Annotated in this window: 15 protein-coding genes; 9 read left to right on the top strand and 6 right to left on the bottom strand. The window is 60.5% G+C overall.

Features of this window, described 5'->3' with window-relative positions:
* Window positions 1–12 precede the first annotated feature (12 nt).
* Window positions 13–1101, bottom strand: coding sequence for a polyamine ABC transporter substrate-binding protein (locus tag P3R38_RS12005; protein WP_277687175.1), 1089 nt, complete (start codon window positions 1099–1101; stop codon window positions 13–15).
* Window positions 1102–1218: 117 nt separating this feature from the next.
* The gene (locus tag P3R38_RS12010; protein ID WP_023380483.1) at window positions 1219–2577 is read right to left on the bottom strand and encodes a glutamine synthetase family protein; all 1359 of its coding nucleotides are present in this window, start codon (window positions 2575–2577) and stop codon (window positions 1219–1221) included.
* Between the two features lie 150 nt (window positions 2578–2727).
* Here P3R38_RS12010 and P3R38_RS12015 point away from each other — a divergent pair, with 150 nt between their 5' ends.
* Complete coding sequence (locus P3R38_RS12015; RefSeq protein ID WP_027907570.1) at window positions 2728–3627, top strand: helix-turn-helix domain-containing protein; 900 nt, start codon at window positions 2728–2730, stop codon at window positions 3625–3627.
* Window positions 3628–3715: 88 nt separating this feature from the next.
* Entirely contained in the window at window positions 3716–5629 is a 1914-nt protein-coding gene (locus tag P3R38_RS12020; RefSeq protein ID WP_277687176.1) for an AAA family ATPase, read from the top strand.
* 35 nt (window positions 5630–5664) lie between these two features.
* Here P3R38_RS12020 and P3R38_RS12025 read toward each other — a convergent pair whose 3' ends face one another.
* Window positions 5665–7050: an aldehyde dehydrogenase family protein gene (locus P3R38_RS12025; RefSeq protein ID WP_023380486.1), complete on the bottom strand. Its 1386-nt coding sequence runs from the start codon at window positions 7048–7050 to the stop codon at window positions 5665–5667.
* Between the two features lie 105 nt (window positions 7051–7155).
* Between P3R38_RS12025 and P3R38_RS12030 the strand changes: the two genes are divergently transcribed.
* The 4 genes from P3R38_RS12030 to P3R38_RS12045 all read left to right on the top strand — a co-directional run bounded on the left by P3R38_RS12030 (window position 7156) and on the right by P3R38_RS12045 (window position 10079).
* Window positions 7156–8022 carry a LysR family transcriptional regulator gene (locus P3R38_RS12030; RefSeq protein WP_023380487.1) on the top strand — a complete coding sequence of 289 codons (867 nt, stop codon included), beginning with the start codon at window positions 7156–7158 and terminating at the stop codon, window positions 8020–8022.
* Between the two features lie 77 nt (window positions 8023–8099).
* Window positions 8100–8543, top strand: coding sequence for a hypothetical protein (locus P3R38_RS12035; protein WP_023380488.1), 444 nt, complete (start codon window positions 8100–8102; stop codon window positions 8541–8543).
* Window positions 8544–8613: 70 nt separating this feature from the next.
* On the top strand, window positions 8614–9360 hold the full coding sequence (locus P3R38_RS12040; protein WP_041925664.1) for a phytanoyl-CoA dioxygenase family protein: 747 nt from the start codon (window positions 8614–8616) through the stop codon (window positions 9358–9360).
* A 197-nt stretch (window positions 9361–9557) separates the two neighbouring features.
* Window positions 9558–10079 carry an acyloxyacyl hydrolase gene (locus P3R38_RS12045; RefSeq protein ID WP_023380490.1) on the top strand — a complete coding sequence of 174 codons (522 nt, stop codon included), beginning with the start codon at window positions 9558–9560 and terminating at the stop codon, window positions 10077–10079.
* An 87-nt stretch (window positions 10080–10166) separates the two neighbouring features.
* Here the strand turns inward: P3R38_RS12045 and P3R38_RS12050 are convergent, their stop codons facing one another.
* The 3 genes from P3R38_RS12050 to P3R38_RS12060 all read right to left on the bottom strand — a co-directional run bounded on the left by P3R38_RS12050 (window position 10167) and on the right by P3R38_RS12060 (window position 14891).
* Complete coding sequence (locus tag P3R38_RS12050; protein WP_277687177.1) at window positions 10167–12308, bottom strand: TonB-dependent siderophore receptor; 2142 nt, start codon at window positions 12306–12308, stop codon at window positions 10167–10169.
* A 156-nt stretch (window positions 12309–12464) separates the two neighbouring features.
* Window positions 12465–13355, bottom strand: coding sequence for a universal stress protein (locus tag P3R38_RS12055; RefSeq protein WP_023380492.1), 891 nt, complete (start codon window positions 13353–13355; stop codon window positions 12465–12467).
* Window positions 13356–13535: 180 nt separating this feature from the next.
* On the bottom strand, window positions 13536–14891 hold the full coding sequence (locus tag P3R38_RS12060; RefSeq protein WP_277687178.1) for a delta-60 repeat domain-containing protein: 1356 nt from the start codon (window positions 14889–14891) through the stop codon (window positions 13536–13538).
* A 178-nt stretch (window positions 14892–15069) separates the two neighbouring features.
* Here P3R38_RS12060 and hisN point away from each other — a divergent pair, with 178 nt between their 5' ends.
* The 3 genes from hisN to benR all read left to right on the top strand — a co-directional run bounded on the left by hisN (window position 15070) and on the right by benR (window position 19766).
* Window positions 15070–15861 (top strand): histidinol-phosphatase, encoded by a 792-nt coding sequence (hisN, locus tag P3R38_RS12065; protein WP_186599136.1) that lies wholly within the window; start codon window positions 15070–15072, stop codon window positions 15859–15861.
* Window positions 15862–17772: 1911 nt separating this feature from the next.
* Window positions 17773–18504 carry a hypothetical protein gene (locus P3R38_RS12070; RefSeq protein ID WP_027906992.1) on the top strand — a complete coding sequence of 244 codons (732 nt, stop codon included), beginning with the start codon at window positions 17773–17775 and terminating at the stop codon, window positions 18502–18504.
* 305 nt (window positions 18505–18809) lie between these two features.
* Entirely contained in the window at window positions 18810–19766 is a 957-nt protein-coding gene (gene benR, locus P3R38_RS12075; protein WP_277687179.1) for a benABC operon transcriptional activator BenR, read from the top strand.

The raw sequence follows: 19766 nt of genomic DNA on the forward strand, positions 1-19766 counted from the left end.
GCGCGAACTCGCTCAGCGGTTGGACTTGATCTTGCTCCAGGAGCGGGTCATGACACGCATGATCTTCGGGCTCGGCGTGCTCGACACATACAGCTTGTCGAGTACCTCCTGAGGCGGATAGATCTCGGGGTTGTTGACCAACGATTCGTCCATGTAGGCCTTGGCATCGGGGTTGGCGTTGGCGTAGCCAACCGTGGCGCTGACCTTGGCGATCACCTGTGGGTCAAGCAGATAGTTGATGAAGGCCAAGGCCTGTTCCGGATTGTTGGCATCCTTGGGAATGGCCAGCAGGTCGAACCACAGGTTGCTGCCTTCCTTGGGGATGCTATAGGCGATTTTCACGCCGTTCTTGGCCTCGATGGCCCGGTTGGCGGCCTGGAACACATCGCCGGAATAACCAAAGGCTACGCAGACATCGCCGTTGGCCAGGTCGGACACGTATTTGGAGGAATGGAAGTAGGTGATGGAGGGGCGCAGTTCCAGCAAGCGGGCTTCGGCTTTTTCATAGTCTTTCGGGTTTTCGCTGCGCGGATCCATACCCAGGTAGTTGAGCACGGCCGGGAACAGTTCGTCCGGCGAGTCCATGAATGCCACCCCACATTGCTTGAGTTTCTTGAGGTTCTCGGGCTCGAACAGCACAGCCCAGGAGTCGATCTTGTCGATGCCAAGCGCGGCCTTGACCGTGTCGACGTTGTAGCCAATGCCGTTGGTGCCCCACAGATACGGCACCGCGTACTGGTTGCCCGGATCGTTTTGTTCAAGTTGTTTCAGCAATTTGGGGTCCAAGTGCTTGAAATTCGGTAACTTGCTGCGGTCCAGTGGCAAAAAGGCGCCGGCCTTGGCCTGCCGGGCGAGGAAGTGGTTCGAGGGCACCACCACGTCGTAGCCGGTGCGGCCAGCCAGCAGCTTGCCTTCGAGGGTCTCGTTGGAGTCGAAGACGTCATAGACCACCTTGATTCCGCTGCTGGCCTGGAAGTCTGCCAGCGTGGTGTCGCCGATGTAGTCGGTCCAGTTGTACACGCTCACGGTGGGCTGGGCCTGGGCGGCCGCTGCGAACACCAGGGTGAATGCTGCGGGGATCAGGGACTGCAAATGACGCATGTCGACACCTCGTTGGTCTTTTTCTTTGAGTTGGGTGTAGGGGGCCGCAAGGCGGCCCAGCGCCCCGGTTCGTCGGGCGCTTGCAAGGCGGTTGGGGCGCTGGGCGCCCCGGGGGAATCAAACGCTGAGCAGCAGGAACTCGCGCTCCCAGGAGCTGATCACACGCTTGAAGTTCTCGTGCTCGGCACGTTTGACCGCCACATAGCCCTGGACGAACTGTTTGCCCAGGTATTGCTGCACGGTTTCACAGTCTTCCATATGCTGCAGGGCGTCTTCGATTGTGATCGGCAGGCGCAGGTTGCGTCGCTCGTAGGCGCGGCCTTGCACCGGTGCGCTCGGCGAGATTTTCTCGACCATGCCCAGGTAACCGCACAGCAGGCTCGCGGCGATCGCCAGGTAGGGGTTGGCGTCTGCGCCCGGCAAGCGGTTCTCCACACGCATGGCCTCGGGGCTGGAGGTCGGCACACGCAGGCCGGCGGTACGGTTTTCCTCGCCCCACTCGACGTTCACCGGTGCCGAAGTGTCGGGCAGGAAGCGGCGGAACGAGTTGACGTTCGGAGCGAACATCGGCAGCAGCTTGGGGATGTACTTCTGCAGGCCGCCAATGTGGTGCAGGAACAATTCGCTCATGCTGCCATCGTCGTTGGCGAACACCGGTTTGCCGGTGGCGATGTCGACCACGCTCTGGTGCAGGTGCATCGCGCTGCCTGGCTCATCGGTGATGGGCTTGGCCATGAAAGTGGCCGCCACGTTATGCTTGAGCGCGGCCTCACGCATGGTGCGTTTGAACACCGTGATCTGGTCGGCCAGGTCCAGGGCATCGCCGTGGCGGAAGTTGATCTCCATCTGCGCCGGGCCGTCTTCGTGGATCAGTGTGTCCAGGTCCAGCCCCTGGATCTCGCACCAGTCGTAAACGTCTTCGAACAGCGGGTCGAACTCGTTGGCGGCGTCGATGGAGAACGACTGGCGGCCGCTTTCGGCACGGCCCGAGCGGCCCAGCGGCACTTGCAGCGGCAAGTCCGGGTCTTCGCAACGCTGGGTCAGGTAGAACTCCATCTCGGGCGCGACAATCGGCTGCCAGCCTTTGTCGGCATACAGCTTCAGCACCTTCTTGAGCACGTTGCGCGGCGACAGCTCGATGGGGTTGCCGTGTTTGTCGAAGGTGTCGTGGATGACGATCGCGGTGGGTTCGATGGCCCAAGGGATCTGGTAGACCGCCGTCGGGTCGGGGCGACAGACCATGTCGATGTCGGCGGCATCGAGCAGGTTGTAGTAGATGTCATCGTCGACGTAGTCGCCAGTGACTGTCTGCAGCAAAACGCTCTCTGGCAGGCGCATGCCGCGCTCGTGAAGAAACTTGGCGGTCGGGGCGATCTTGCCGCGGGCGATGCCGGTCAGGTCGCTGATCACGCATTCGACTTCGGTGATCCGGTGTTCTTTCAGCCAAGTGGACAGCTGATCGAAGGGGGCGTTCATACAGACCTCTTGATTGGGTTTTTGTGGCGCGGTGGGGGCCGGTGGCTTCCCAGGTGACGCGCTGAGGGCTATCTTGGCCGCAGCAGCGCGCAGCGATCTATCCACTTTCTTCGTCAATAAATGCACCAAAAGAGTGCAAAGGGACAGCGTGTGACAACGCCCAATGCCTTGCAGGTCCAGGCCTTCACCACCAGCGATGTAACCGAGCAAGTCCGGGCCACCCCAGGCTGGCAGCAGCAGTACCGGCAGATGTCGCCGGGGCTGTTCAATGGCCAATTGCGGTGCCTCGGACTCGATGGCGTGGAGGTTTACGAAGAGCGCCTGAATACCCGCGTGGAGCAATTCTTCACGGCGCCGAGCGGGTCGCTGGCGTTTTGCTTTGACCGCAGCGAAGACAGCCTTTACCTGCTCAACGAGCAAAGCCGCAACATCTGGATCACCCCGGAGAACTACCAGGAAGTCGCGGTGGTGTTCGACCAGCGTTTCCTTTCCAGCCACGGCCTCGACCCGCAGCGTCTGGAGGGGTTGTTCATGGTGCCGTTGGGCAGTGGCCAGAACGCGTTGTTCGGCAGTTGGCTGAGCGCCACCCTGACACGCCTTGGCCGTGCCGACTGTCCGCTGGAGGGGCAGGCTTTGGCCGAGCAACTGCTGGAGGACTGCCTGTTCATTCTCGACAACGCCTGCCAGCGACTGCAGGGAGGGGCCTTGGGACGGCGTGGCGAGGAGCGGGCGATCATGCACAGGGTCAGCGAATGGGCGGCGGACTGCCCGGAAGAAACCCTGAACCTGATGCAACTGGCTGAGGTGGCGGGTGTGTCGCTGCGACAGCTGCAACAGGCGTTCAAGGCCTTCACGGGCCTGGCGCCTGCACAGTGGTTGCGGTTGCGGCGGCTCAACGGCGCACGCCGTGACTTGCTGCGCGGCGGCGAGGTGACCGTGGCGGAAGTCGCCATGCGCTGGTCGTTCTGGCACCTGGGGCGGTTTTCGGAAAGTTACCGACAGTTGTTCAGGGAGCTGCCGAGCGAAACGCTCAAGCGCGTCAGGGCCTGAGCCGGTCGTTTGCGCAGGTTCGGCACTGAGCCCAGCATTTGTGGGCGAAAATTGTTATCGTGCCCGGCTGTTCTGCCTCGAGGTGTCGATGTTCTACCTGCCTTTGTCCAGCGATCGAGCTGACCGTCTTGCCCGTGAGCCTGCCGCCGGCGACTTCTTTCTGTCCGCCAGCCTGCTGGAGGCTGCCGCCGTGCTGTTCGTGCAGAACCTGCCGCGCCAGTCAGGCACTCCATCGGTCGAAACCCAGGAGCGCCGACTGGCGGAGATGGTGCGTATCGCCAACGACGTGGAAGCAGCTGCGCCTGGTCAGTTCCAGGCGCAGGTCGCGCAACGCTACGACCGCGAGGCATTCGCCATGGGCTTGGGAATGCTGGGCGAGAACGGTATCGGTCTGCTGTCGGCCGAGGTCCAGTATGACACTCAGGAGTTGCTCGACGACGACGGTCAGTGGAGCTTTCAGTTCGCCGATATCTACCGGCAGCGCGCCACGCCCTTGCACCCGGTGTACTTGCCGTCGCTGGCCAGTGACCTGATGCTGAGCGACCAGCAGAACCGCCTGCTGCGCGAGTTCCTGTCATGTGCCGACGAGTCGGTGGCGGTGCAGGGCTTCGCAGGCACTGGCAAGACCTTTCTGATTCACCAGTTCGCCCGCTTGCTCGACCCTTCTCGTACATTGTTGCTGGCGCTGACGGAAGGTCAGCTCAGGGCGCTGCAGGCCAGGGTCAAGGATGCCCAGGCGTACACCGCGATGACATTCGGCCAACTGGCCGACGAAATACTCAACCGCGACCTGACCAGCAATGGCTGGCGTTTGCGTGATCCGTACCGGACCAAACTGTCGTGGCGCCCGCAGGAGGCGCAGGTGGTGAAATGGCTGGGTATCCCGGACATCGGCCCACTGGCAGCCCGCGATGTGGTGGCGCTGTGCATCAAGGCCGTGCGTGCGTTCTGCCACAGCGGGGACGACCAGTTGCAGCTGCACCATCTGCCCTGGGCCGGCCCGGGTATCACACCCTTGGACCAAGAGGTGCTGCTGGATAAAGCGCGCCTGTACTGGCAAGAACTGGTTCGCCCCTCGGCCCGTGAGATCCAGTTGCCGGTGCGTGACTACCACCGTGTGAAGCTGTTGTCGCTGACCTTCGAGGTGATCGACGCCCGCTACACCCATGTCATCGTCGATGAGGCCCATGAACTGTCGGCGCCCATGCTGGCCGTGCTCGACCGCAGCCCGCAGTCGGTCATCGCCCTGGGCGACGAACTACAGAATCTCAACGGCCTGAGCCCGCACCATGGCGGTTTCATCCGCCAGCGTTACATCGATCATTCGCTGCGCGCCGGGCCGGCCATGGACGCGGTGCTCAACCCGCTGATCCAGGCCCACCCGGCGTCGATCCAGGCAGCCTTCAGTGGCAGCGCCGAGCACTATACGCGCGTCAGCTTCTTCGATGCCGTGACGGTTCCCGAGCAGCCGACGGCGTTGATCGTCGATGACGAGTGGGGGCTATTCGGCTGGTTCCAGCGACTGACGCACCAAGGGGTGCCGTTCGTCCTGCTGCAAAGTGCACGCAAGGATTTCGAGCTGTTCGTCGAGGACTGCATCGAGTTGTACCGGTACGGAACCCGGCCACGCCACCCGATGTTGTTCCGCTATGCCAGCTGGCAAGCGTTGGAGCAGGACAAAGGCGACGACAAGGCCTTCATCGCGGTGGCCAACATGCTGCGCAAAGGCTATACCCCGGAGCATTTCGCCAAGGCCAAGAGCCGTTACCGCTGGGACAAGGCGCCGAAGCTGTTCCTGGGGCGGGTGCGGGATGTGAAGAACATGGAGTTCGCCCGGGTGATGGTATCGCCGGAATTGATGGTGGCGCCGAGCACTGGAGGAGGCCGCAATGAGCGGGCGCTGACGCTGGCCGGGCTTTATACCGCGTGTTCACGGGCGCGGCATGAGTTGATCGTGCCGGGTGGGATGCTGGACTGGGTCAAGGACCAGGCGCGGGGTTGAGGGTAATGGGGCCGCAAAGCGGCCCCATTGATCGGTCAGTTCCGATCCAGCCAAACGGTCTGGGCGTTGGTGAACTCCCGCACACCAAAGTGCGAAAGTTCACGGCCAAAGCCGCTCTTCTTCACGCCACCGAAGGCCACGCGGGGGTCGGAGGCGCAGTAGCCATTGATGAACACGCCACCCGTTTCCAGTGCGGCAGTCATGCGCTCGGCCAAAGCGTAATCGGCGGTGTAGATGGTCGAAGCCAAACCAAACTCGCTGTCGTTGGCCAGCTCCACCGCGTGGTCGGCGTCGCGTGCGGTGATGATCGCCGCCACCGGTCCGAACAGCTCCTGCTTGAACGCGGTCATGTCAGGGGTGACGTTGCCAAACACTGTCGGTTCGTAGAAGTTGCCCACGCCTTCGACCTTGTGGCCACCGAGCAGCAGGGTCGCGCCTTCGGCGAGGGTCGCCTGGACCTGGCCATCAAGCTCGTCACGCAGGTCGTAGCGGGCCATCGGGCCAATGTAGGTGTCATCTTCCAGCGGGTTGCCGACTTTCAGCTGGCGGGTCGCCTCGACGAACTTGCGGGTGAATGCTTCGGCGATGCTCGCTTCGACGATCAAGCGCTTGGCGGCAGCGCAAACTTGGCCAGTGTTCTGGTAACGACCGATCACAGCAGCCTTGACCGCGGCATCCAGATCCGCGTCCGCCAACACGATGAACGGGTCGGAGCCGCCAAGTTCCAGCACGCACTTCTTCAATGCAGCACCGGCTTGTGCGCCGATGGCCATGCCGGCGCGCACGCTTCCGGTGAGGGTGACGGCCGCAATGCGCGGGTCGTTGATAGCCCGAGTGACGCCGTCGGGGGTGACGTTCAGCACCTCGAACACGCCTTCAGGCAAACCTGCATCCTTGAACAACTCGGCCAGCAGATAGGCGCTGCCCATGACGTTCGGCGCGTGCTTGAGCACGTAGGTGTTGCCGGCCAGCAATGCAGGGACCGCGCCTCGCAATACTTGCCAGATCGGGAAGTTCCACGGCATCACGGCCAGGATCGGGCCAAGCGGGCGGTATTCGATACGGGCTTTTTCGACTTGGGTCGGCTCCGGCGCCAGCATCGCCGGGCCGTGTTCGGCATACCACTGGCACAGACCAACGCACTTGCTCACTTCGCCACGGGCCTGGGCGATCGGTTTGCCTATCTCGCGGCTGATCATCTGGGCGAAGGTTTCAGCCTTGGCTTGCAGCGTGTTGGCCAGGGCCAGCAGGTACTCGCTGCGCTGACCCAGGGACACCTGGCGCCATTGGCTGTAACCCGCCTTGGCACGCTGCAGCGCCGCTTCCAGTGCGGCGTCGGTATCGAAAGGGTAGTGGCCGATCTGCTCGCCGCTGAAGGGGTCGACGGAGATGGCGTGGGTCAGGCTGCTGATCTGGCTCATGGATGTACGCTCGTTGTTGTTTATCAGTCAGCCCAGACTAGTGGTGTAGGACTTTATTGAAAACTGAATAATAATGAGCGAAACATTCACGTTTGGAGAATGACTTTGGATCTGGTGCAACTGGAGATCTTCAAGGCGGTGGCCGAGCAAGGCAGCATCAGCGCTGCCGCCCAACACATTCATCGGGTGCCGTCGAACCTGACCACCCGCATCAAGCAGTTGGAAGAAGACCTGGGCGTTGAATTGTTCATCCGCGAGAAGAGCCGCTTGCGCTTGTCTCCGGCAGGCTGGAACTTTCTTGAGTACACCCGGCGCATTCTCGACCTGGTCCACGAGGCGCGGCTTACCGTGGCCGGGGAGGATCCCCAGGGCACTTTCGCCCTGGGTTCGCTGGAAAGCACCGCGGCGGTACGTATTCCGGCGTTGTTGGCAGCCTACAACCAGCGTTACCCGAAAGTGGATCTGGACCTTTCCACCGGCCCTTCCGGGACCATGCTCGAGGGTGTGTTGTCCGGGCGCTTGGTGGCCGCGTTCGTCGATGGCCCGGTGTTGCACCCGACACTGGAAGGCATTCCGGTGTTCGAGGAGGAGATGGTGATCATTTCGCCCCTTAACCATACCCCGGTAACCCGCGCCCAGGATGTCAACGGCGCAAGCATCTATGCGTTTCGCGCCAATTGCTCATACCGCCACCATTTCGAGAACTGGTTCGTCCAGGACCAGGCGGTACCAGGCAAGATCCATGAGATGGAGTCGTACCACGGCATGCTGGCATGCGTGAGCGCGGGCGCGGGCCTGGCCATGCTGCCGCGCAGCATGCTCGACAACATGCCAGGGTGCAGCACGGTCAGCGCTTGGCCGATGTCGGAAGATTTCCGTTACCTCAAGACCTGGCTGGTATGGCGGCGAGGGACGGTCTCGCGCAGCCTGAGCATGTTCGTGAAATTGCTCGAAGAGCGCCGCGTCGGCTGACCCTGCGCAGGCACGAACTCGGGCATGGCCGCGGCGTCAAATGCTAGGTAAGCCGTTCCCATGTGGAGGGTCGAATCATGCGCAATCATCACTATGCACTGGGCGCTTTGCTGTTGCTGACGCTCGCCTTGCCGTGGACGCTGGCGGCCACCGCCGACCTCAATGCACCCATCGACATGCAGGCGGTGCAACTGCAACCCCAGGAGCAAAATGGCATCCGTTACCTGCAGGGCGGTATCGGCCAGGATGAAGCCAATGCCTTGCGCAAGACGCCGGGCTATGACTTGCATGTCACCCTGTCCACTGGGTCGGAAGGGAAGTTCCAGACCGGCGCCCAGGTCGATATCCAAAGCGCCCAGGGCCAATCCGTGCTGAGCTTGAGTGACGTCGGGCCACTGCTATTCGTTCAACTGCCGCCAGGGCAATACAAAGTCGTCGCCAATGCCCAGGGCCAGACGTTGCAGCAACCTGTGGTGGTCACTGGCAAGACCCCTGCACGGGTGGACCTGAACTGGCGTTGAATCGTTAACGTCTGCGCAGGAGTACAGATGTGCTCCTGCCGCTCAGGAGCGTATCGCCATGAACCTGGCCATGAACCTGGAGCGCCAGCTCAAGTCGCTGGACGAGCAGGGCTACGTGCTGATCCCCAATGTGCTCGACCCCTTGCGGGTGGCCTTGGTGCGCTGTGCCATCGACGACTTGCAACCCATCCACTGGGACTACCAGGGGCTGCTGGAGCACTACAAATGCGTCTTCAATCGTAACCCGCTGTGGTTACCGTTTCTTGATCTGCCGCCGCTTATCAGCTTGGCTGAAGCCGTGCTTGGTCACGACTGCCACGTGATCGGTCAGACGGCATGGCGCAGCCATCCGGGTTATCCGGGCATGGCGCTGCATCTGGACCATCTGCCCATGGCGCTACCAGCCTGGCTTCGCGAACACGGCGATTTCACGCAACCAATACAGATCCTCACGGCGCAGTTGTACCTCACCGATGTCGACCAGTCCCTCGGGCCTACATGGGTGGTGCCGGGTAGCCATCGCGCGGGCCGTACGCCACGGGAAGGCGAACGCCAATGGCAGGGCAGAGAGGCCGAGCCAGTATTGTGCAAGGCGGGCGATGCCTTGGTGTTTCGCAGCGACCTTTGGCACAGCGGCGGCGCCAACCTCAGTGAATCGCGCGATCGCGACATGCTGCAGGTGCATTACGGGCGGCGCATGGTGGCGCAGAAATTCTCGCCGTACCTGGCCTGGCGCTTCAACCCGGAGGTGCTGGAGCATGCCACGCCCAGGCAGCGACGTTTGCTGGGCGAGCATGATGAGGCGGAGTACGACTAAGTCGTGGCTATTAGCCAATAGTGGCAAAAGCCTTTCAACTTTTTGATTAACTGGACAATAATCAAAAAAGTATTACCTCGTGTGACCGGTTGGATGCACCGGCCACCGCCATAAGTGAGGGGTTCAAGCCCCCGTGTGCCTAGCAGGCCCCGTCTTGGCAGCGGCCTGCTTGTGTTGACCATCAGGAGAAGTCATTGATGAAAACCCGTCTCGCCGCTTCGCTGGCCGCCGCTGTGCTGGCCCTCGCCGGTGCCAACCTGGCCCAGGCTGCACAGGTGTCCGGCGCCGTTGGGGCCACTGGCCAAGGCGACATGACCTACCGTATCGGCCTGTCGTTCGATTGGGACAAGAAGTGGTTGGAGAGCAGCACCGGCTACCTGAGCGGCTACTGGGATGCAGCCTACACCTATTGGGAAGGCGGTGAGGCAAGTGGTGCCCACTCGCTGTCGTTCAGCCCGGTGTTCACCTACGAGTTCAGCGGTTTCACCTATACCCCCTACATCGAAGCGGGTATTGGCCTGGCTGCGTTTTCCAAGACCGACGTCGGCGATCAGCGCCTGGGGTCGGCCGTCAACTTCGAGGACCGTATTGGCTTCGGTCTGAAGCTGCCGGGTGAGCAGAAAGTCGGCATTCGTGCCATGCATTACTCCAACGCCGGCCTCAAGCAGCCAAACGATGGGATCGAGTCGTACTCGCTGTTCTACAGCAAGGGCTTCTGAGGTTCCTGGGGTCGCCTTGCGGCCTCGTCGCCGGCAAGCCGGCGCCTACAAAAGTAGGCGCTGGATGCCCGATCCGACGATCACACTTCAGAAGGTGTACGAAACCCCGGCCTGCACTGTGCGCGGTTCGCCTGGGTAGACGTAGTTGTTGAACGCGCCTTCGTCGTAGCCTTTGTCGAAGACATTCTTCAGGTCCAGGTTCAAGCGCACGTGTTCATTGACCTGATAGAAGCTGAGCAGATCGACCACGGTGTACTGCTCCATGGTGTAGGTCGTGGCGGCGGTCTGGCCTTGACGGTCGTCCACGTACTTCACCCCAACCCCAAGCCCCAGCCCCTTGGCCAGTCCATCCTGGAACTCATAGGTGTTCAGCAGGCTGAAGCTGTTGCGCGGAATATTCGCCAGCCGTGTACCAGTGGGCAGGCTGGTGTCCTTGGTCACCTCGGCATCCACATACGCATAGCCGCCAATCACTCGCCACTCAGGGGTGATGTTGCCCGCGATGTTGATGTCCAGGCCACGGCTACGCACTTCGCCGGCTGCAATCTTGTAGGTGCCGGTGGGGTCGTTCGGGTCGTTGGCCAGGACGTTTTCCTTGACGATGTGGTAGATCGCCGCGTCGACGCTCAGCTGACGATCGAGCGCTTCCCATTTCACGCCCAGTTCGTACGACTTGCCTTTCTCGGGGTCGAAACCACGGCCTGAGCCGCCTGCAGGGGCACCGCTGTTGGGCTTGAACGAGCGGGCAGTGTTGGCATACACCGCGACGGTATCGGTCAGGTCGTACAGCAGGCCGAAACGAGGCGTGACGCCATTCTCACCCTTGTCGAAATCGCCTGCCTTGTTGAGCTTGTTGACGTAGTCATGCTCGAAGCGCTCGAAGCGCACGCCGGCCAGGGCTTTCAGGCGCTCGGTCAGGGCAACCTGGTCCTGGATGAAGAACGCCCAGGTCTTGAGGTTTTCCTTGTCATGGGTCGTGGTGCGGGTCAGGGCAGGGCGGGACTGGTCGTAGACCGGGTCGAACAGGTCGATCGGATAGTCGGTTTTGCCACCGGCCGAGCGCAGGATGATCGAGTTGTAAACGTAGTCTTCGTACTCGATGCCGGTCAGCAAGGTATGGCTGAAACCAGCGGTGTCGAAGTGCCCGGTCAGGTTGAGTTGGTAATCGCGGTCTCGCCACTCCAGGTGGCGGTAGTTGAAGTTGCGTCCCAAGGTACGACCGTCGGCCTGCAGACCGTTGGCTTCGATGGCATTGCCCTTGAGCGAGCCGTCCAGCCACTGCGTGCCGCCGCCCAGGGTCCAGTCCTCGTTGAGCGCATGCTCGAAGCGCAGCTGTGCCATGTTGTTGTCGTTGTGCAGCATGTTGTCGCTGCCTTTGCCCCACACGTTGGTGTCACGCGAGGCCGACCCAAGCTGGTTGGGCAGGCGGGTCAGGCCACGGTCCAGCGGGTGGTTGTTACGCATGAAGTCGCCTTCGAAGACGATCTTGGTCGCGTCGTTGACCTGCCAGCTGAGCACGGGTGCGACGCTGTAGCGTTCGCTTTCGACATTGTCGCGGAAGCTGTCGCCGCCTTCGCCGAGCACGTTGAGCCGGTAGGCGAGGTTGCCGTCCTGGGTCAACGGGCCAGTGGCATCCAAGGTTGCCCGCTGCATGCCCTGGTCATCGAGCTGGCTACCCAGGGTGACGTTCGACTCCGGCAGCGGCTGCTTGCTGACCACATTGAAGGTGCCGCCAGGATCGCCACGGCCATACAGGCTGGTCGCCGGGCCCCGGATCACTTCCAGACGCTCGACGGTGTTGGCATCGGGGGCGTTCGGGTAGCCGCGGTTGATCGGGAAACCGTTGCGGTAGAACTCGCCGGTCGTGAAGCCACGCACGGTGAAGGTGGTCAGGCCCTGACCGCCGAAGTTGTTGGCACGGCCGACACCACCGGCATAGTCCAGGCCGTCCTGCAGGCGGGTGGCGCCGGTGTCCGTCAGCACATCCTTGGGCACCACGCTGACCGATTGTGGGGTTTCGTGCAGGGCAGTGTCGGTACGGGTGGCGCTGGCCGAGCGGGTGGCCTTGTAGCCGGTGACCGGGCCGTCCGCGCGCTCACTGTCGGCGGAACTGGTAATGCTCAGAGCCTGAAGCTCGATCTGGACGGGTTCACTCTGGGGGTCGGGCTCAGCCCAAGCCTGCGCAGAGACAGCATGAAGCACACAAAGCGAAACGAACGTGCGACGCATCGACGGTACGATCCTGGAGAGGGGCGCTGGAGGTTAAGGGGGATAAGTGTCGCAAATTACTACGAATCATTATCAAATGCATTCTTTTTAAGTGGAGCGCGCGTGCCAGGTCCTAGTCCACCGCAGCACGGGTGCGTGCTGCGGTGGACGGTCAGCTCAGCGGGTGGCCTTGATCGCGAGCACGTTGCACAACGGATGTTCCAGCACGTGCGCCGTGGTGCCGCCCAGGAACGTTTGCATGGCGTCGTGCCGGTGGCTGCCCATGACGATCACGTCCGCCCGGCTGTGGTTGACGAACTCAGCGATGGCGCGAATCGCCGGGCCTTCCAGAAAATGCCGGCGTTCGAGGGGGATTTCGTGGTGGTCACCCAAGCGGTTGAATGCTGCGCGTTGCGCGGTGCGCACGCTGCCATCGAAGCCTGGCATGGTCACGGTGCCTGCGCCGAAGTCAGCAATGTGGGTCTTGGTCGCATCGCACACATGCAGCAGGTGCAGCTCGGCATTGCATTGCAGCGCCAGGGCGTGGGCACTGCGGATGACCTGCTCGTCGAGGTGCTCGCCGGCGCCATGGCTGTTGAGGTCGACCGCCGCGGCGACCTGCCGCGGCAGGGGTAGGCGGATATCGCTGACCAGGTGCACGGCCACCGGACTGTCCTTGAGCAGTTGCCAGTCCAGCGGCGTCACCAGCAGGCGCTTGAGCACGGGTTCGTGTTGCACGTCCTTGATCAGCAGGTCGCAACCAAGGCGCTCGACTTGTTCGAGGGCGCTGGCCAGTGGGTCGCGGGTCAGCAGTAACTCGGTGGAGACATCCAGGCCTGAGTTGGTCAGTTGTTCAGCTTCGTCGGCCAGCCATTGCCGGTTGTCGCTGAGCAGGCGCTCACGTTCGCGGCCATCGCTCATCAGACCAAAGGTGTCGACGTCGTCGACGAAGACATTGATATCCAACAGCGCACCGCTGGATTCTGCCAGCGCGGCGGCGCGCTGCAGGGCGGGCGTGTGGCGCATTTGTGGGCCGAGCATGACGAACAAACGCTTGAACTGGCTCATCTCACACCTCCACGTGTGGCAGCCCCCCGGTTCATGCCTGTGTAGTTTTCTGGTCGTTGATGCCGTGCTTGTTCGTTCAGTCTAGACCTCGTGCGCAACGATGGCTTTGATTCGGTCGTGTCGGGGGCGGGCCGTTTTGACGTGGTGCCGTCCCCCGTAGCGGAGGTGCACTAACTTTATTCAGACTTGAAACTTCGCCACCTTCTCGTAGAACGCGCCTATGGTGATTGGCATCAATGTCAGTATACGAACTCCGCTCTCGTCGACGTGGATGCCATTGGCGGCTGCATGATAAACGTTAAGTTCCGAAAAGCCGTTTTTTCCGAAGTCATTATCGACTGTTCCATCGACGTTGAGTCTTGCTACGTGAAGGCTGGATTGTGCCTCTGGATCGTCACCACTTCGATAGGTTCGAGTTCCGGCCAGCAGCAACCTTCCTTGCGTGTCGAATTGCAGATGGTCGAAAACTTGCCCACCTTCAAGGTCCCCCCTGACTTCACGGGTGAACTGGGCAATTGGTTCGCCCTGCACGGTGTAGCCGTGCAAGTGCGTGCTGGTCGTGATGCTTGGCCAAACGGAAACGCTAGCCACTATCACGTCTTTGTGGATGGCAAGGCCTGCTCGGTTGGCGTTGCCACTGTCCGGTATTTTGATGGACCCTTGTACTCCAAAGGACGTATCTGGCAGAGCGTTCGGTTGATAACGCTGAAGGTGGATGGCCCCATCGGCTTGCCCAACCACAACGAAACCACCGTCGGCCATGAATGCCACATGGTAGGGAACCAGCGCTTGCCCATTGATTCTTGGCAGTTTCAACTGACTGGACTTCCCATCCTCGCCCAGGCCGGGCACTGGTGCTCCTGTTGCAGCATCCAGCAGCGCACACCAGAGGTCGTCATCCTGCGCCTCCCACGTTGCCACCGAGCCAGGGAAAACGGTGATGATGCGGTCATCGATAAGTGCAAGTTTTGGCTTGTATCTATAGTCAACGGCCTTTTGAAATTCGTTATACCCGAGGGTTTTAACAAGGGCCTCGGGCAGTAACGTGTTTTCTTTTTTGAAGGGCGGAGATGGAAGGGCGATGCCATCATCACCAAATCCGGCGACCGGAGAGAATGTTCTATCGTAGGCTCCCACTGCTACATGTACGACAGCTTTGTCCGTGTCGCCGGCGTAAATCACAGTCGAGGCTGTCAGGTAGCGTTCTTCATTTTTGTATTTTGCAAAGGTCATTGCATTGAAGTTGAAAACCTCGTAGGGAAGTGGCGAACTCTGCTTTTTGGAAACTTCAACATGGCCGGTTGCTTCATCCCATTGGCCGTCAGCACCAAGGCGGGTAAATACACCTTTTTCTCTCGTTGTGACATCATCAGTGTCGTAGCCGTAAAAGACCATGCTGCCATCGTCAGCGCTGGTGTATGGGTAAACTTGAAGCGTTTCTTTATCTGGGTTCTTGGGGGGCAGGGGCGGTACGCTTGCTTCTCCCTGATTGCCATACGATTTGTCGAGGTAGCCCGCACCTTCATTGGTGTTCATGCTCACGATTCTCCTGTTTCAAGACACGCTCACGTTGAGCGATTGGCTCTTGTCCAACAACTGTTAGAAATAACAGGTGGGTCGGGAATGCAGTCGGACACTTCGCGGGTGCTCGCTCCACCGCCAAGCGCTATGTCAGGTATGATGCGAGCCCCATCATTTCCACGAGGCCTATCCCATGTCCCTGAGCGTTGAACAGATTGGCGAATTCCGTGCCTTTGCCGAGCAGTTGGCTGACGCAGCTGCCTTGGCGATCAAGCCGTACTTTCGCGCCAGCCTGGATGTCGAGGACAAGGGAGGGCGCTTGTACGATCCGGTGACCGTGGCCGACAAAGCGGCTGAGGATGCGATGCGCGAACTTATTCAAGCTCGTTACCCTGAGCATGGCATTCTCGGTGAGGAGCTTGGCACGGCGCTGGGCAGCAGCCCGTTGCACTGGGTTCTGGACCCGATTGACGGCACTCGCGCGTTCATCACCGGCTTGCCGCTGTGGGGTACCTTGATCGCGTTGAACGATGGATCGCGTCCGGTGGTGGGTGTGATGAACCAACCTTTTACCGGCGAGCGGTTCGTGGGTACGCCTGAGGGGGCCTGGGGTAACAAGACGCTGCTTAAAACTCGGGCCTGTTCTGACTTGGCGTCTGCCACTTTGATGTGCACCACGCCGGATATGTTCGACACACCCGCACGCAAGGCGGCCTTCGAAGCCGTTGCTGGCAAGGCGCGGTTGATGCGTTATGGCGGCGATTGCTATGCGTACTGCATGTTGGCTTCGGGGTTTGTCGATGTGATTGTCGAGGCGAGTCTGCAGCCTTATGACGTGCAGGCGCTGATGCCGATCATCGAAGGGGCGGGTGGGGTGATTACGGCGTGGGATGGAAGTTCTGCGCAGCATGGTGGGTGTGTGGTTGCATGTGGTGATCCTAAGTTGCATGCACAGGTGCTGGAGATGTTGCGGTACGCGATGTAAATATAAATGAGCGGAAACTTCGATATTCAATCCGTGCGGTGATCTGGGCTCTGAGCTGGTGTTGCTTTATAGTGCCGTGAGTTTTTGTGCTACGTATTCGGTTTTAGGTTTGACGCTTTGGTGTTTGGGTTTATGAACATATCCATTTGCCAAGGCGACGCTCAATCACCTTTCCGCTCTTACAGCGGGTCACTTTTTGGCAGACGCCCCAAAAAGTAACCAAAAAAGTCTGGCTCCTATCATCCGGCCCCTACGCTGCGCTCCGGGGTTCCCTCGCTCCGGCCTTGCTCCGGGAGGACCGCGCTGAACGGCCCCTCCTGGGCCGCAGCGCTTGACGGGCATCCATGCCCGTCACCTCCCTGCGCAAGCCCTGCGCTCGGCCTCCTGAAGTCGCATCAGGTGGCGCCTGAACTACCGCGCGCCAGAAGCAAGAGCAAAGCGAAGCAAAAGAAAGTTTGCCTCGAATTTATAGTTTTAATGTTGGATTTAGCTGTTGTTGTTTTTCGGGTTTGGTATTTCATGCTCCGCTTTTGCTTTTAATGCGCGATATTCCAGACGCTGCAAATTGCGACGTCAGTAGGCCGAGCGTAGGGCTTGCGGAGGGAGGTGACGGGCATGGATGCCCGTCAAGCGCTGCGGCCCAGGAGGGGCCGTTCAGCGCGGTCCTCCCGGGAGCAAGCCCGTAGCGAGGGAACCCCGGAGCGAAGCGTAGGGGCCGGATGATAGGAGCCAGCGGTTTTTGCCTACTTTTGCCCAAGAGCAAAAGTAGGTCGCCGTAAAGGCGAAAAGGTGAATGAGCGCCTCCATGGCGAATGGATATTCACGCTATTTGAATGCCAGCGCCAAGTATTCGCTTTGAAGTATTGAAGTTTGAGGTTTTGGTATTTAGATTTATGAGCATATCCATTTGCCAAGGCGACGCTCAATCACCTTTCCGCTCTTACAGCGGGTCACTTTTTGGCAGACGCCCCAAAAAGTAACCAAAAAAGTCTGGCTCCTATCATCCGGCCCCTACGCTTCGCTCCGGGGTTCCCTCGCTCCGGACTTGCTCCGGGAGGACCGCGCTGAACGGCCCCTCCTGGGCCGCAGCGCTTGACGGGCATCCATGCCCGTCACCTCCCTGCGCAAGCCCTGCGCTCGGCCTCCTGAAGTCGCATCAGGTGGCGCCTGAACTACCGCGCGCTAGAAGCAAGAGCAAAGCGAAGCAAAAGAAAGTTTGCCTCGAATTTATAGTTTTAATGTTGGATTTAGCTGTTGTTATTTTTCGGGTTTGGTATTTCATGCTCCGCTTTTGCTTTTCATGCGCGATATTCCAGACGCTGCAAATTGCGACGTCAGTAGGCCGAGCGTAGGGCTTGCGGAGGGAGGTGACGGGCATGGATGCCCGTCAAGCGCTGCGGCCCAGGAGGGGCCGTTCAGCGCGGTCCTCCCGGGAGCAAGCCCGTAGCGAGGGAACCCCGGAGCGAAGCGTAGGGGCCGGATGATAGGAGCCAGCGGTTTTTGCCTACTTTTGCCCAAGAGCAAAAGTAGGTCGCCGTAAAGGCGAAAAGGTGAGTGAGCGCCTCCATGGCGAATGGATATTCACGCTATCTGAATGCCGCCCTTAAATCTGTGCTTTGAAGTTTGAAGTTTGAAGTTTGAAGTTTTGGTTTCTGGATGCGTGAGCATATCCATTTGCCAAGGTGACGCTCAGTCACCTTTCCGCTCTTACAGCGGGTCACTTTTTGGCAGACGCCCCAAAAAGTAACCAAAAAAGTCTGGCTCCTATCATCCGGCCCCTACGCTTCGCTCCGGGGTTCCCTCGCTCCGGTCTCGTGAAGCCGCGTATCGCACTTTTTCTCGTTTCTGGGTTCTATGCTTGGCCAGGCCCCGCCGATCCCCTGCGTGGCCGCCGACTTCGACCCGGTGCCAATGGTTGTACGCAAAACCCAATTCCTAAGACGACTGCTGCTGGCAGGAACCTTGATGTCGCTCGGCGCCTGCACCCAGCAACAGGGCCGCGATATCGTCAGCCAGCTCGGAGACGGCAAACCCAGCGAGCTGTTCCAGACCAGCGTCGACCGCTTGGCCACGCTGTCCATGCGCGACAACCTTCAAAGCCTGTACCTGCTGATGAACAAGCTCTACCTGCGTAACCCCAACCAGGTGAAATTGTCCGGCTACCTCGACGCCGCCACCGCCGAACGGCAGATACGCCACGCGATCGAGCAGCGCCAACCCCTGGCCCAACTGGGCAACAGGCGTGATCTGGCCGCCTTGAGCTATGCCCTGAGCCCGGAATTTCGCGGTGATCGCGTCGGGGCTTTCATCTATGCCATCGGCAGCATGCTCATCACCGCACACGGTGGGCGCACGGCGTTTTACATGACCGACACCATCGACCCCTTGTTCATCAACAACGCCGCCCGCAACATCGAAAAAGCCACCTGGATGCTCAGCCAACGACAAGATGCCAATGGTGTATTGCTGCTGTTCTCCAACGAGATCTCGGAAGAGGGCAGCAACCTGAGTTTCGCCGTCGAGTTCGGCAAGATCGTCGCGAGGCTGGACCTGCTGGCTGAACTGCTCGACGAGCGATACCGACGCATCGGCCTCAACTACGCCCAGAGCCTGCTGCTGATGAACTTCCTCCCCGTGCAATGAGCCCCAACGTCTGCACTGCCCCTGTAGTCATTGCCTTGCCAGCGATCCGGACGTCAACGCCAAGCAGAATGTTCGATAATCGCACCAAGCTCTCCCTCCAGCCGTTCGCTATCCGCACGCCCAATCCGGGCCTCAGATTGCCACTCACCCGCCTTTTTGCTTAGTGTGTGGCGATCCGCCGAACGTCGCCTGCCCCAGTGGACGCGCCTCAGGCCCGATAGAATGATCGTGAACGACCGCAACCACAGGCCCCAGGCCAGTAGGACGCGGCGACCAGAACAATAACGAGACCGAGTGCCTTGCCTATGGAAAGCCGCCTGCTGAGCGAGCGCAGTAGCGTGTTCCATCACGCCGACCCTTATGCCGTGTCCGATTACGTCAACCAGCACGTGGGCCACCATTGCATCGGCCTGTCCCGCACCACTCATCCCCAAGCCAGCCTCAGCCACCGCAAGTTCGCCGAGCTCGACCTGTGTCGCATCAGCTATGGCGGCAGTGTGCGCGTCACCTCGCCAGCGCTGGAAACCATCTACCACCTGCAAGTCCTGCTCAACGGCAATTGCCTGTGGCGCGGGCACCAGCGCGAGCACCACCTGGTGCCGGGCGAGTTGTTATTGATCAACCCGGACGATCCGGTCGACCTGACATATTCGGAAGACTGCGAGAAGTTCATCCTCAAGGTACCGACCCATCTGCTCGATTCGATTTGCGCAGAGCAGCGCTGGCAGCGCCCTGACGGCGGCGTGCGCTTCCTGCGAAACCATTACCGGCTCGAAGAGCTGGACGGCTTCGTGAACCTGATGGCAATGGTTTGCCATGAAGCGGAAGTGAGCGATTCGCTACCCAGAGTGCAGAGCCATTACAGCCAGATTGTCGCCAGCAAGCTGCTGACTCTGATGAGCACCAACATCCGCCGCGAAAGTCTTAGTGCGCCGCAGGCCGGTCTTGAGCGCATTCTTGACTATATCGAGCGCAACCTGAAACTGGAGCTGTCGGCTGAGGTGCTGGCAGAGCAGGCTTGCATGAGCTTGCGCTCGCTGTATACCTTGTTTGACAAGCATCTGGGTACTACGCCCAAGCATTACGTGCGTCAGCGCAAGCTGGAACGGGTGCATGCATGCCTGAGCGACCCGACTTGTGGTGTGCGCAGTGTGACGGAGTTGGCCCTGGATTACGGATTCCTGCACTTGGGGCGGTTCTCTGACGTTTATCGGAAGCAATTTGGCGAGCAGCCTTCGCAGACGTTCAAGCGGCGCGCGTAA

Origin of the sequence: Pseudomonas sp. NyZ480, from assembly GCF_029537255.1 — a bacterium.
GTDB lineage: Bacteria > Pseudomonadota > Gammaproteobacteria > Pseudomonadales > Pseudomonadaceae > Aquipseudomonas > Aquipseudomonas taiwanensis.

Excerpts from the sequence above, each read along its gene's own strand:
- P3R38_RS12005 (WP_277687175.1), bottom strand. The coding sequence starts at position 1,101 with ATGCGTCATTTGCAGTCCCTGATCCCCGCAGCATTCACCCTGGTGTTC.
- P3R38_RS12010 (WP_023380483.1), bottom strand. The coding sequence starts at position 2,577 with ATGAACGCCCCCTTCGATCAGCTGTCCACTTGGCTGAAAGAACACCGG.
- P3R38_RS12020 (WP_277687176.1), top strand. The coding sequence starts at position 3,716 with ATGTTCTACCTGCCTTTGTCCAGCGATCGAGCTGACCGTCTTGCCCGT.
- P3R38_RS12025 (WP_023380486.1), bottom strand. The coding sequence starts at position 7,050 with ATGAGCCAGATCAGCAGCCTGACCCACGCCATCTCCGTCGACCCCTTC.
- P3R38_RS12035 (WP_023380488.1), top strand. The coding sequence starts at position 8,100 with ATGCGCAATCATCACTATGCACTGGGCGCTTTGCTGTTGCTGACGCTC.
- P3R38_RS12040 (WP_041925664.1), top strand. The coding sequence starts at position 8,614 with ATGAACCTGGAGCGCCAGCTCAAGTCGCTGGACGAGCAGGGCTACGTG.
- P3R38_RS12045 (WP_023380490.1), top strand. The coding sequence starts at position 9,558 with ATGAAAACCCGTCTCGCCGCTTCGCTGGCCGCCGCTGTGCTGGCCCTC.
- P3R38_RS12050 (WP_277687177.1), bottom strand. The coding sequence starts at position 12,308 with ATGCGTCGCACGTTCGTTTCGCTTTGTGTGCTTCATGCTGTCTCTGCG.
- P3R38_RS12055 (WP_023380492.1), bottom strand. The coding sequence starts at position 13,355 with ATGAGCCAGTTCAAGCGTTTGTTCGTCATGCTCGGCCCACAAATGCGC.
- P3R38_RS12060 (WP_277687178.1), bottom strand. The coding sequence starts at position 14,891 with ATGAACACCAATGAAGGTGCGGGCTACCTCGACAAATCGTATGGCAAT.
- hisN (WP_186599136.1), top strand. The coding sequence starts at position 15,070 with ATGTCCCTGAGCGTTGAACAGATTGGCGAATTCCGTGCCTTTGCCGAG.
- P3R38_RS12070 (WP_027906992.1), top strand. The coding sequence starts at position 17,773 with ATGGTTGTACGCAAAACCCAATTCCTAAGACGACTGCTGCTGGCAGGA.
- benR (WP_277687179.1), top strand. The coding sequence starts at position 18,810 with ATGGAAAGCCGCCTGCTGAGCGAGCGCAGTAGCGTGTTCCATCACGCC.